We start from the raw sequence: 14,317 nt of genomic DNA on the forward strand, positions 1-14,317 counted from the left end.
GAATGACCTACCTACGTTCCTGGCGTTGTCGGCGCTGGAGGTTTGGGCTGTTCCGATGCTGGAGGAGCTGGAGGTCTATTTGCCCTTGCATCAGCCGCTTTCTGTTCCCTTGCTCTTCTCTTATTTGCTTTTTCATGCTTTCCTGCATTTCTTCCTCCGGAATTATGCTCGCCTCGTACCGTCTGATTAGAATTACCAGATCTACCTCCGGCCCGCTGTCTTTGAGCCTGTTCGTGAGCATCTTTCTGTTCTTTTGCTTCTTTTGCTGCTTTGTCTGCAGCAATCTCGTCCATCAATTCCTGCATTCCACCTCCTTTTTTCTTCTTTGCAGCCGATTTAATTGGCGTTAAAATAGGTGCCGGAACTGCTGGCGCCGGAACTGGTATGCGTATTGGTTTTAAATTCACAGGAGCTACGGGAGGATTCCCAGGAGATGTTTTTGGACCGAAGAGGATAGGAATAATATTACCCACTCCGCTCATGTTATCATATCTCTCAGCATCTTCTCCCTCTAATCCAAATGCGGATGCAGGTGTATTATACAGACCCAATGTTATAGTATTATTAATGCCATTAATTAACCCAGCAGTGCTAATCAAAAAGCCTCTAACGCCCGTGGGAGGGTCTCCATCAGGCTCGTCTCCGAGAAAATCACTATAACTAATCGGGTTGTTATAATTGGAAACATACGGAGACCATGCCTCCATTTCATCAATCTTTGGATCTATCTGATTCCACCTGCCTATCTGTGGATCCAAATTCCTATAAAGAGCATCATACTGATTTAAATCAAGATCCGTCGTATGCTCTATACCATTGTACTCTTTTTTGTTCTTTGAGTAATTCGTTCCTTTCAATGCTTTCGAACTAATCCCCACCATCGTCAGCCCAAATGGATAATAATGTGTTTCTTCCAATACCGGTCCGGTACTATGCGCTACCACCAGGTTATCGAAGAATACATCCTGCCCACTCTCATTGCTGGTGTAAATATATACAAATCCGGTCTTTTTGATCACCATCCGATCAGTGGCCAAAGTTTGCAGGGCATCTGGTGTTCCTTGCACCTGTTTTATACCACTGTTTTCATTCACCATGTTAAACTGGTCATCGAACAGGATGTAGTTGAGATAAGCCCTTGGCTTATCTGCGAGGTTCTGGTTGGGGTCTTTTTGTTTTAACTGGTCGTAAGCCGAATTATTAAACATAATGGCCAGTGGAGAACCCGGACCTGTAGCACCGTGTACTCCATCTGACACTCCTCCACTTCCAAAAGCTTGTAATAAAGCCGCTAACATGCCAGCGGTGTTGGTAGCAGACGTATTGGCAGCAGTACTCTTATAGAAAGCTTTACTACCTACCTGCAAGGTATCCCCAGCGATGACACGTAATACCAGTGAAGGGCCTATTTTCTGCCCACTTGTAGCATTCAACCTTGCTACGTTGTCGTTGGGAGACGTGGTTGGGTCAGCAGGGTAACCAACAGGTTTAACCGAACGGGTATTATCGATATTACTAAACAACACCGCTTCTTTTGCTGCCATCGCTGTTTCCATGGTGGCCGCGTAAACGTTCTGATCTCTCTGTTCTGTTAAAACTAACCGTACATTCCCGAGGTGATCCTTTACGAAATAGTCATAGTTCCAGCTGGCTGGTTGCCCGGTTCTGCAAGTAACCCTGAGGCGTCCTTCTTCATGTCCGGCAAACTGCAAGGTGTCGTTTTCGTAAACATAGGCGCCAATATAATCAGTGGTAGTAGTCTTGGGTTGTGAGCTCGTGCTATCTGTAACAATCTTTCTCAGCTTGTTACCACTCGCGTCATAGAGATAACTAATCGTGCCCTTGCCATTAATTTTGATTAATACTGGCAAATTCAAGTGGTTATAAGAGATCTGAGTGATGCCCTTATTCAGATCTTTTATCAGGTTACCGGTGGAGTCATAGTCGTAATCATCTCCAGTATTAGTGCCATTCTTAAAATCACCCAGTGCAGACAACACTGCACTGCTATCATATACCTGTGCCAGTTTATTACTATTAGAGCGGTATGTATAGGCTAGCCGGTCCACCTGTTTGCTGGTTGTACCATCCAGGCCATTCTGCGCCATCTTTCTGATATTCCCATTAGCATCGTAGGTAATCCAGTTGGTAGAAAAGTCAACTGGGTTATTCACCCAGGCTGTATTAGGACTGTTCTGTTGGCGGAACTCCGCATGTGTCACCCGACTTACGCGGTCGTAGTTATAGCCATAGGCTCGCGGCACCGCATCATTCCAGCCTTTCCAGCGGATGCCAGCAATATTACCATTAAAAACGGTATCTGTAAACCCTTCATCATAGCTGAATTCCTGCCCCCAATGAGCTGTATCGGCCTTACTATCCAGGTAATTTTTATTGATACTCTTCATCCAACCGCGAATGTTATACTCATAAGACATTCTTTCAATAGGTACAGGCGTACCTGCACCTTTGGTTTTAATACCGAGGCGCTTGGCTTTTAATTGTCCCAAAGCATCGTACTCATTTATTGCAATGGCTCTTTCCAGGCTATCGGCATCATTGTAGCGTTTCTTCACAGTAACTAATCTCCCAGCGTCATCATATGACATCATCGTTTGCTCCTTTACCTGCGGAACCATCCCGCTACGTGGATTCTTATGATTCAGGTATGTGCTCAACACCCTTCCACTAAAATCGTACTGGCTACTTAAGATATCCTGACCGCCAGCTATATTATCGCGAATTACCTGGGATGTTCTTCCCTTATCGTCATAATAATTAGTAGCAGTGAGCCACTGTTCTGTATCCACCACGCGCACTTTAGTCCCCGTTACTAATCCTTTTGTCATGTTACTGATAACAAAAGCTTCTTTATAGGGATTAAGTCCTGCATTCAGTCCGGAAGAATCGGCCTTTACAGCCGACTGTGCGCCGGCAAAATCGTATTGATCATAAAATGTATAAGTAAGCGGCGTTAAGTTACTGATATTAGGTAACGGATTCGTAACTACTAGGGAAGCCGTATCTCCATTGGCCGAAGGATTAATTAAGGCGTCAATTTCACTACTTGTGCCGGTATCAAAACCATCGGTAAAGGTGATACTCTTAGTAGCTTCATACTTATTCCGGTCATTTACACCAATTACCAAATCCGCTATTCCCGGGAAAATATAAGAGGTAGATCCGGTGGTATTCATCACTGCATTCATGCTTGTCTGTAAAGCATCCCATGTGGAAGACGAAGCATACAGCGCTGTTTCTACTGGTCTGTTAAGTGCATCATAGAAGGAGACTAACCATTTCCCGCTTGCTTTCAGGTTACCATCTCTTGAGAACACCAACCTGTCGCGGATGTCGTATACCATTTCCGTGGAATCGGCTCCGGGTATTTTCTTTACAATCATTCTATTACGGCCATCGTAACGGTACTGAAAACACAGCTCACGGGCTACATTTACCGGATTCCAGGTACCAACTATATTCTCCACTGCTAATGGAGGCATTACAAAGCGTAAATTTCCAAGGTCGTCATAAATATAGTAAGTACACAACCAACCCATATGAGCAGAACCTGGTGTAGCGATAACCTGCACTTTCTTCAACACTACATGATCAGTTTTATCCTTAAACTCTACGATCTGATTACCACTTTCATCTATCGTCACATTTTTATACAATTCACCCGCATTATAAGTTTTTGTGCTTATTGGCAAACCTGCACCCATAGGCATATCCCATATCCGTACGGAATCTGCCACTCCATTTACCAGGTATTGTTGTTGTACCGGGTGATTTCCTCCGGTCTTAGACCAGCTATTACCTGGTGCATAGGCATTCAGCACTCTATTCAAAGGAGATGGCTCGAAGTCAACCTGGCTATAAAAAATACTTTCACCTTTGGAAGAAGGACTCAGTACAGTATCCTGGTAAAAGGCTTTTTGGCTGTTGAATGGATCTGTTTTAAACTTGCCGTCGTTGGTATTACCAGTTTTAGGTACGTAGGGCAGGTATTTATATTGTTCGCGACCAAAATTGTCATATACCACTGGCGTTACCAGGTCGCTGCCTGCCGGATTGGTTCCTTTCGCAACGGTTTGCAGGAGACGGCCAAGGCCATCAAAATATTGCGTAGTCTGTTTTACTTCTGTAACCGTACGATTCGCTGCCTTTACAGCAGCTGTATCTACTGTAGGCATAGAAGGCTCGAAAACACGCACATAGTTGATAGTTGTATTGGTATAGCCGGCCGGTACTGTTATCGGTACCGCCGACTTACGGGCTACATTTCCATCAGGGATATTCTGGGCAAACAGGGATGTAATATATAATATACCACCCAACGACAACAATACACACTTTATTCTGTAAGGGATTCTATACATATCTCAATCTTAAAAATGGGATAAAAAATTGGGCATTATACTTTTGAATTGGCAAGTGTCTCATCAAAACCGCGGTATGCTTACCTGGTGTGATGCTACTTCCCTATCAGTTCACCGGGAGCTGGTACTTATACTCATACATTTTAATGATTTTACCATCCTGCCCTTTTACACACTTTAATCTACCAAACCCGTCATACTCATAGTATTTCGTGCGGCCAGCCGGATCTGTTTCACTGGTCAGTCCAAATAAAGGAGCATAAGTATAAGTCCATATCAACGCTCCTGGTAACCCTGTACGGAGCCTATCCAACTCTGCACGCATCGCGTCGTCTGTCGTTATTCCAGTGGCATTGTCCAGCACCGATTGCGTGATTTTTGTCTTAGCAGTTGCATAGTCGCTTCCCATTATCTTTGCAACAGGATATCTTCCGTTATACCCCCAGAGATACACCTCTTTCACATCATTTGATTTTTGTTGCTCCAATATGTTTCCATAAATGTCGTAGGCATTATAAGACATGTCATCTGCACTGACATCTGTTCCATTAATTCTCGTTTTTAATAAAGTGGAAGATGGGAATATCTGCGATGCAATACCGTTCCAACCGGATTTAAAGGTAGTTACCAAAAAACGTTGCAATACATTGTTTCTGTAGTCGCCTTTCCAATAAGGTTGCTTTAAAATATTGGCAGTTACCATTTGGTTTAATACAGTGACATTGGGGTCAGATACGGTATGATCCCCAGGATAATGGGAAGTAATGGAGGTAGCTACTCCCTTACTATCAATCGTATAAATGGAATCCGGAAGAAGAGCGTTGTTATAATGGTAATTCGTAACGGATTGGATCATTTGTCCATCATCAGTATACTGCGTATTAGTAACTTTAGACGGAAGAAACTTGCCTAATTTTATTTTATAAGAATTATTCCAGAAATCCGTTAAAGGTGGATCTCCTACCACACACCTCCATTCATCAAACCAATCAACGGTGTTATAAACGCTTGCACAATAAATTTCCCTCCAGTTAAATAGGCTATACTCATTCTCCTCAGCACTAACCAAGGCATAAGTATTGCCTGCCTCATTATACTTAAACAATTTCTTTGATTCCAATAAATCGTCTCTTAAGCTATTTCCCACAAAATCTTTCCCTCCTACCGCTACAGGGTTAGGGACCGATTGATAGTCTGCTGGTATAATATAACTAAACAGCGTTTTCCCATTAGGTTTTCCATTACTATCCCAATCATATTGTACTACAGCTGGATAAATTACATCTCCTCCGCTGAAAGAAACACTTGGATAAGAAGCCTGCCCCAAATAAATAATCTGAGCTCCATTGCGTACTACACAACTTGTTCCGCCACCTGTCGGAGTGGCTCGTCTGAGGCCTTTTGTGTAATAATTCTTATAAAAGATATCAATAGGCCTCAGCGTTACTCCGTACCCTTCCTCGTTCTTTCCATAGCTATAAGTGGTCCTTCTCTTCAGTGTGTCATTGGCATCGTAATAATTTATTGACTTATTTCTCACCCCCCCTCCGGATACGATGCCCTCGGATACTGTGCGTATCTGCACAATCACATCAATAGTAACGGTAGTTGTAGCATAGTCATTAATAGCCACGTACACCTGATAAGTGTGTGTTGTATCAAAATTATATGGGTATTCAATGATATGTGATTTTGCATATTCACTGCTAAATTGTCCGGATATCCATGTCTGTATATCGGTTCCGGCAGTCAAATCTCTGAAAACGACCGTTTGCGCCTCGATAACTGCATTTGGAGAAAAGGGAGAAAGGGTAATTCTTACTGTTCCCGCATTAGTAGTACCGGTTAGCACCTGTGGCGCCTTAAAGTTCTCCTGGCGAGTTACTGTACTATTACGCCCTGTTCCTGCTAATTTGAAAGAGAAAAGTCCACCTTCCTTATACTCTGCTTGTGAAAAATGGACTTTATTAGGTTCATACTCAAAAACTGTGCGACCTCCAGTAGGATAAGTTATACTGGTTAAGATACCTGCCTGCAGAAAATTGTCATCAGGTTCCCGATTAGCAAGCCCAATTGAGCCAAATTTCTTTAATGCGTCCTGATCAGGCAGGATGTTCGGTAATAAACTACCATTATTCCTGCCGTTATAATAGCCCCAATAATCCATATTATAGGAAGTTGGGTCTGGCAAAGGAATATTATTATAGGAAAAATAATATGTCTGAGCGGAATCAATTCCATTGATATCAATGGTGCTATACGAGGTCAATTTAAGTCTGGATGTAGCAGGAGAGCTATTAAATTGCGTGGCAAAATAGTCATAGGTAAACACAATTTTCTTTAATCGCTGATAACCTCCATTCTTTTTGTTAAAAACAACGATACTGTCTAAAGCATGCCGGGGATTGCTAGCCAATTCGAGACCGTCCTTCCGGGAAGTATTCGCATAAAACACTACCTTTCCATCTCTATAGATTATTTCTTTTAGGATAGGGTTACCAATACGATTAGTAGAAACAGTTGTGCTGGCATTTTCGCGAACAAAATCCATTAAATCATCATCAGACTCTCCTTTTCTATACCTAACTGAGCTCACAGCAGATGTAGAGACTTCACCTTCAGATGTATAAGAAAAATCAATGCTATCAATACCATCGGCCGAAACCATTTTGGTCAGATTCCAGGACTGAACGTACGACCGAATCGTATGATCATCATTGAAGAAACTATTTTTCATGTCGAAATAATATTTCGTTCCATCATCATCAACAATACTGTAAGTATTAACAGATGCATCTCTATTAATTACAACTGGAGCATATGGAATAGCCCGGAATTTCTTATCATCCCGGGAATACACAAACTTTCCCGCTTGACTGGGCAATGAGTAGTTAAATATATCGGCCTTCATATCCGGCCGGTCATTACTCCAGTTATCAAGTGTTAGGTAATCTTTTATCCGGTCGGCTGAGTCGGCCGATATATTTTGGTTAAACCAACCATAAGTCAATTTTTCGTCTTCTACACCATTCACCGTTCTGGCGATGGTGCCACCAGGCATTAAACTCCATCCGAGTCCCACCCAAGTAGCTTGTTGGGTAACCTTGATTCCGGATGAATGGTAACTCAGGGAAACGGGAACATGTAATTTTCCTACACCAATATCAAATAAAGGAAGGTTAATTGGTGCTACTCCATTCATTGGTATAGTGGGAACATCAATGTACTTCGATAATGCTGCTACGTTGGGGGCTAAAGGTGTTATGGCTGCTTTATCTATGCTTACCTGCCCAAATACAATAAACCCTTTCAAAACAAGGCTAACAAAAATTGTAATTACTCTTTTCATCTATTCTATTATTATCTCGGTTCCATCCACTGTTTCTTAATCCCGGAATTCTGACCCCTGCTTTCTTTCCGCAGCTGTATCACACACTCCTGATGCTATCAGCAGACATACTTTTTTTTAAAAATTATACCCAAACCTCACCTTTACCGGATCCGTCCTGGGCACATGCGAATTATACAAAAAATCAAACAGCACCATCATATTCCCCTTCAGCTTACTATTGATCTTATACTTCTTACTAATCCCCAGCAAACCACTTGGCGTCCATGGCTGCCCTACTCCATCAGGTACTCCCACGTAGCTGGGTTGATAGTTTTGCTCATAACCTCCGTTCAAAAAGAAAGTACCTTTCAACTTCCAGTCTACAAAGGAACGGATGCTCATACCTTGCCCGGAGAAATGGATATCGTTGAAGCCTGTACCCATGCCCAGTTTATAGGATAACCCTACCCCCGCGCTACCATTCTTGTGAAACTTATAAGCCACCTGCCCGGCGAGATCGCTGGTAGTGGGAAAGAACTGCGTGCTTCGCTGAAACTGTATATTACTGCCAAACTCCAGGCGTTGCAGGAAGCTCTTGGTCTTCATTTCTTTTGGCTTAAAGTCCGGCATTTCAGCGGCATTGTCCAGGTCAGGGAATTTACTTTTCAGTTCATTAAGCCGGCTACGGGCTTCTGCCATCTGCTGACTCACCGCTGCGCCCGCATTAGGGCCACCACCCAGGCGTTGCTGGATCAATTGTTCTACCTGGTTGCGGGTTTGTAGTCCTTCCAGGCTTTGGGCGGAACCAGCGGCGCCCTGAATATTAAAGAGGCTGGCCAGCTGCGAGTGTTTAGACATAAAATCATTGAAGGCAGGCAATTTTTTGATCATTTCCATCGCTTTTTGTTCTGCCTTCTTCTTGTCTTTAAACACTTCTTTATATTCTTTCAGCTGTTGCGCGTAGTAGTAAGCTTCCTTATTCATCTTCTGCAAATCCTTAGTGAAACCGGTATATTGGCTCAACTGTTCCTTGAGCAATTGTTTACGCTCGCGGATATACGCTTTGATCTGCTCCGCTTGTGCCAGTTTATCTTTCAGGTTATCGACCGATTTTAACGAGCCATTCAGCTTGTCGGTAATGCCTTTGGATTGTTCCAGTAGTCCTTTTGATTCCTTTAAGAAGCCCAGCGAATTACTAAGGCTATCGAGATAAGGACCGCCCGATTGCGACAATGCGCCGGAATATTTCCCGAGCTTGCCTTTTACGCGCGATTTTAAACTGCCCAGGGAATCGATGGAATGGGTAAACAGGTTGTTGGCTTTGAGGGAATCGACACGTGCCAGCCGCCGTTTCAACTTCTCCTCCTGCTTCATAAAACGGGCCAGCGCCACCTCGCTACGCTTGGTCACCAGGCGCTCCATTTTATCAGACTTTTGCTTTACCTGGGAAAGGTATTTTGCCGGTATGGGGGTCACTTTCTTCAGCAGGCTATCCTGGGCATGAGCACCCAGGGCGCTCATCTGGCAAAACAATGCGAGGTAACAAATAAATTTCATGGCGGATACTAAATAAGGTGACAAATTATTGCGCAATCTTCTTTTTCAATTCCTGTACTTCCTGCGTCAAAGAAGTTATTTTCTTATTCATCTCTATCATATAGAGCAGCTGTTCTTCTACTTTCTTCAGTAACTGCTGATTCATTTCTCCCAGGTCTACGCCTTTCTCTGCCACTTCAGCCGCAGATGGAATTTCTGGTAAATGCTTATGGGTACGAACATAGGCTTCCATTTCTCCTAAAGTGGGAAGTTGGTAGTCGTGCTCAAAAACGAAATCAGGCCAGTTGTTATAAGCTTTTACTACTACTTTTGTAAAAACACCACTGCCGTTTACTGCTAATTTATACCCTTTGGTATCGGTGGTACCTATTCCTACGCTACCATCCCCCTTTACCTGCATTAGGTTCACTCCGGCACTATTAACCGCCAGCACATTATTTGTGGTTAAACGGGTACTGGTTTTAGTCCTGCCATCGAGGATGACAGCTGCCACCGAAGCATCCGATGCAGGCAACACATCTTCTGCCTCACCGGTAATGTAGAGGCCGAAGGATCTGCCAGGTATGCTGGATCTTCCAATCAGGTTGGGAATAAACACACCTGTAGCGCTGGTGGCGTTCCTGACGGATAAAGACGCATCAGTAGCAGGCACATTGCGTTGTGTAAACTTCACAACATAGGTCCCGGAATCTCCGGATACCGTCAACCTCGCATCAGGCGACCGTTCTCCAATACCAACAAAGCCATTATTAAAGATCCTCATGGCCTCCATCAGGCTATCCCGCCCTTTAATACTAAATTTCATGACACTCTGCCTGTTGGAAGCGATAGTTCTCTCCACCTCCAGTTTACCTACCTCCGTACCTGCCATATTGAATTTGAGCGCTCCTACATTTCCCAATACGTCATACTGATGAGTGAGTTGTATATTGGACAAACCATCTGAATATATTTCCAGCTTCGTAGCCGGATTAATAGTTCCGATACCAGCATTACCAGTAGATTCAAGTTTATTCTGTGCCATCACATGCAGACAAAAAAAGGATGACAGCACCAGTGATACAATACATTTCATAGATCAGGGGTATAATTAAAAGTTAAAAATGCTTTCGAGTATAAAATAAAGTGAGATAGTTTTAATATTTCATGGGTTAAATATGCTACTGTCAATTAACCGCAATATTAACACAAATCGGCTAATTTATAATGCTTTATAATAAAAAAAGACGATCCTCCCCCACTATCCGGTATCAGTCAACACAAAAATTTTTACCTTCCGGGAAAAATGCCGTCCCTCCACCTACTCGTTATTAAAACCCTCCAACCTACCGCACTGGCGGCCTTCTACACCGGCCTTGGATTCGAATTCGATTACCATCAACATGGCAATGGCCCTTTTCACTATGCCAGCAAGGGAACACCCGTAACACTGGAAATCTATCCTTTACCAAAAGGAGTAACCATAGCGGATACCACTACCAGGTTAGGTTTTACGGTAGATGATATTGACAACCTGGTCCAACGGTTGCCACCCGGAAACATCGTAACGATGCCCGCTTCTACGCAATGGGGCTACGCAGCCGTTATTCAGGACCCCGACGGCCGTAAAATAGAACTGGTACAGGCATAAAAATGCCGTCTCTACTGAGTAGAGACGGCCTATTCTCATGATAACTTTTTCTTACAGTGTCTTCACTCTCATATACCGGAAACGCACGGTGGATCCATGTCCCAGGAAACCGATATGACCGGTTTCATTCTTCAGACCCGGGTGGTCTTTGTGATCCAGCGTACCGTTTTTACGGGCATCGGCAATATCACCATCCAGGATCACCGTACCATTCAGGATTACCTTGATATGTGTACCATCTACAATCGCTTCTTCTACATTCCACTCTCCTACTGGTTTCAGGAAACCGCGTTTGGCAGGAATAACACCGTAAACAGAGCCATGATACTGGTATACGTTCAGGTTTTTATACACATCTGCTTCGTTGTCCAGGATCTGTAATTCCATACCTACATAAGCGGCATCGCCCTCCAGCGGTGCACGCACGCCCAAACCGTTGTTAGCACCGGGTGTAAGCTGGAACTCGAAACGGAAAGAGAAGTTTTTGTATTCATCTTTTGTATACAGGTTACCATGACCTCCGTTAGAAGGATCGATCACCAGGTTACCGTCTTGTATCACATAGTCTTTCGTGTTACCCACCCACTCATGCATGTTGGTACCATCGAACAACAGTTTGTACCCTGCCTTCTTTTCTTCGTCGCTCAGCACATATGGCTTAGGACGGGGCAGTTCTTTGATGTACAGATCACGGTAAGCTACATAAGTACCATGTGCCTGCAGCTCTATCTGCTCTTCGGGGAAGATAGGCAAACCACGGTCCCAGTAGTTTTCCAGGATCGTATTATCTGTTACCAGCTGACCATTGAGGTATACCGTTACCCGATCGCCCTTCATGATGATGCGGAAGTGATTCCATTCGCCGATCGCGTTATCTGCCAGTACCAATGGTTTGCTTTCATGTTGCTGGTTGTTGTACAGTCCACCGGAACCTACCTGCGCGCCTACATCTACGCGGGAAGTATCCCAGATCTGTACTTGTGGAGAGCCACGCAGGTAAATACCGGCGTCGCCCTGTGCCGTGATCTTCCAGTCTACCAGCATTTCAAAATCGCCGTATTTCTTATCGGTACAGAGGTTATCGCCATGACCGTTGAATACAAGGAGGCCGTCTTTCACCGACCAACCTTTGCGCATATTATCATCCGCTTTATCCTGTGCTTTTGCCAGGGTTTTGGCGTCCATTTTACCACGGACAACCGGGTTTTCCACCAGTCCTTTCCAGCCGCTCAGGTCTTTCCCGTTAAAGAGGGAAACGAAACCTTCGCCGGCAGGCATTTCTGCCAGGTATTTGCGGATCGACTGGCGCTGGTAGTCGGCATCCTGGCCTTTCAGCACCTGGGAAGTTTTTTCCAGCAAGCTACGTACGGTGGTACCGTTGTAACTTTTATCTGCCAGGGCAATATTCATTACCGCGTTAGCGGCTGCCTGTTGCAGGGAAGCATTGTCGAGATAGTTACCGGCAAACAGTAAGGCAGACAATGTTTTGCATTGCTCTGTGCCTTCCAGCACCTTCTGCTGTATAGCAGTCGTGGTGGCCAGTTCCATGGCGTTACGGTACATCAGCAAACGTTGATCTGCCGGAAAACCGGATCTGCGGGTGAGTGCTATATAGCCGGCAACGGCGTCGTCGCGGTAAGCCGCATTATCGCGGGCGATCTGCAATAAGGCAGGTGCTGCTGCGGCATTCTTCCAGGAAGACAACGCCGCTACGGCTGCTTTTTTCGTAGTTGCATCACCGTTATTAAAGGCGTTTAATACGGTAGACAAAGCGCTGGTTTCGCCAATACCGGCCAATACCGGCAGGTAACGTGCCTGCTGTGCTGCGCTGCCTTGTTTCATTTGTGCCTGTATCGTGCTACTGCCTGCGCCGGTGTTGATGATGGCTGCCTGGAGATTACTGATATCCGCGTCGTTGCCGGCATTATTCAACAGGGAAAATAGCGCAGGTAAGTTCGCCTGGGTGGCTACGTCTTTCAGCGCGCTGATGGCAGCACTGCGGGTGCCTGCATCATTGCTGCCGGTGAGCGGCAATACATCGCCTACACGGTTGTCTGCTTTACGTGCAGCCAATACCGCGAGTAAGGCGGTTTGCGCACCAGCCGGCATGGTAGAAAGCGCGGCGCCTGATTGAGCAGCTACTTCATCTCCAGGGATAGTGAATAGTACATTCTTTACTGCATCTACGGTAGTGGCATCTCCTGTTTTCATAGCAGCGAGCAGGGCTGGTAATGCGCTGCTGCCGCCGATTTTACCGGCAGCGGTAATAGCCGCCAGCTTTACGCCCTGGTCTTTGCTACCCAGCAATGACTGGATAGCTGTTAAGGCGCCAGTTACTTTATTATCTCCCAACATACCTACTACAGCTGCTTTATCGGCGTTATCGGCGCCTGACAATTTCTTCAGCCACAGTGGATTGCCTGCCAGGCCATACTGACCCGCAAATTTCAGGGCAGCATCGCGGTAAGCGCGGTTTTTATCATTGGCGGCTGCCAGCAGCAGCGGCAGGCTTTTATCGCCACGGATGGCGGTGAGCAGCTTCAGCGCGGCAGTACGGGTAGGTACCTGGGCATCTGTTTTTGCCTGTTTAAAAATATTTTCTGCAATTTTTTCTGCTGCCGATTTATCTGTCAGCGAAGCTGCATAATACAGGTAAGAGGTGGTAGCATCTGTTACATCATATCTATATGCAGCTTTTGCTGCAGCCGCAGCCAGCGCGGGTGCAGAAGCCGGAGCGCCGATCTGGGCCAGGGCATACAAAGCTACTTTAGCGAGGCGTTTGTCGCCATCAGTGGCTAGCGGCGCAATAGCGGCGGCAGCGCCGGTATAACGGCTATCTCCCAACGCTTCAGTGAGTGTAATACGACGATCGCCGGAAGCGCTCTTCAGTGCCTGCAACAACGCTTGTTGTGCATCCGGTGTATTGATTTTCACCAGCGCACGTGCAGCAGGATCACAAAGCCGTTCATCGGCCAGGTAGCTTTGTAAGGTGCCTACGGCATCATTGTCTCCTACGGTTTGTAACTGGGTAAGGAGAAACATTTTATTTTCCGGGTCCTGTGCTTTGCCCAGTGACTTGCAAAGCGCTGCTGCTGCCTGTTTACGGGCAGTTTCTTTTCCGGGCTGGGTTACGTAGTAACAGTAACCGGAAATGGCATATTCCAGCTGCGTGTTATCGCCTTTTCCCGGCGCTGCCAGCATACCGGCAATGGTGCTCAGTCCTTCTTCTCCCAGGGCTCCAATGGCCTCCATATTGGCATTAAACTGTGCCCGGCCCGGCGATGGCATCAATGCCAGTACATCGGCCACCTTGGTATGAAATGCACGCTGATCTGATGGTCCCTGTGCGGATACCAGGCTACTCCCGCCAACCAGTAATGCAATGAGTAAGTGTAATATCTTTTTCATAATTGTTTA

The 14,317-nt window shown here is 45.3% G+C and carries 6 protein-coding genes; 1 reads left to right on the forward strand and 5 read right to left on the reverse strand.

The genetic code is table 11. From position 1 onward, the window contains the following. Positions 1–11: 11 nt before the first annotated feature. The 4 genes from HGH91_RS26175 to HGH91_RS26190 all read right to left on the reverse strand — a co-directional run bounded on the left by HGH91_RS26175 (position 12) and on the right by HGH91_RS26190 (position 10,345). Positions 12–4,382 carry a DUF6443 domain-containing protein gene (locus HGH91_RS26175; protein ID WP_168741946.1) on the reverse strand — a complete coding sequence of 1,457 codons (4,371 nt, stop codon included), beginning with the start codon at positions 4,380–4,382 and terminating at the stop codon, positions 12–14. Between the two features lie 106 nt (positions 4,383–4,488). After that, entirely contained in the window at positions 4,489–7,731 is a 3,243-nt protein-coding gene (locus tag HGH91_RS26180) for a hypothetical protein (protein ID WP_168741948.1), read from the reverse strand. 117 nt (positions 7,732–7,848) lie between these two features. Further along, positions 7,849–9,270: a coiled-coil domain-containing protein gene (locus HGH91_RS26185; protein ID WP_247651852.1), complete on the reverse strand. Its 1,422-nt coding sequence runs from the start codon at positions 9,268–9,270 to the stop codon at positions 7,849–7,851. A 25-nt stretch (positions 9,271–9,295) separates the two neighbouring features. Beyond that, the gene (locus HGH91_RS26190; RefSeq protein WP_168741950.1) at positions 9,296–10,345 is read right to left on the reverse strand and encodes a hypothetical protein; all 1,050 of its coding nucleotides are present in this window, start codon (positions 10,343–10,345) and stop codon (positions 9,296–9,298) included. Between the two features lie 210 nt (positions 10,346–10,555). Here HGH91_RS26190 and HGH91_RS26195 point away from each other — a divergent pair, with 210 nt between their 5' ends. Next, positions 10,556–10,900, forward strand: a complete 345-nt coding sequence (locus HGH91_RS26195; protein ID WP_168741952.1) for a VOC family protein — start codon at positions 10,556–10,558, stop codon at positions 10,898–10,900. A gap of 51 nt (positions 10,901–10,951) precedes the next feature. Here HGH91_RS26195 and HGH91_RS26200 read toward each other — a convergent pair whose 3' ends face one another. Beyond that, positions 10,952–14,308, reverse strand: coding sequence for a family 16 glycoside hydrolase (locus HGH91_RS26200; RefSeq protein ID WP_211092436.1), 3,357 nt, complete (start codon positions 14,306–14,308; stop codon positions 10,952–10,954). Positions 14,309–14,317: the final 9 nt, after the last annotated feature.

Origin of the sequence: Chitinophaga eiseniae (assembly GCF_012641265.1) — a bacterium.
GTDB lineage: Bacteria > Bacteroidota > Bacteroidia > Chitinophagales > Chitinophagaceae > Chitinophaga > Chitinophaga eiseniae_A.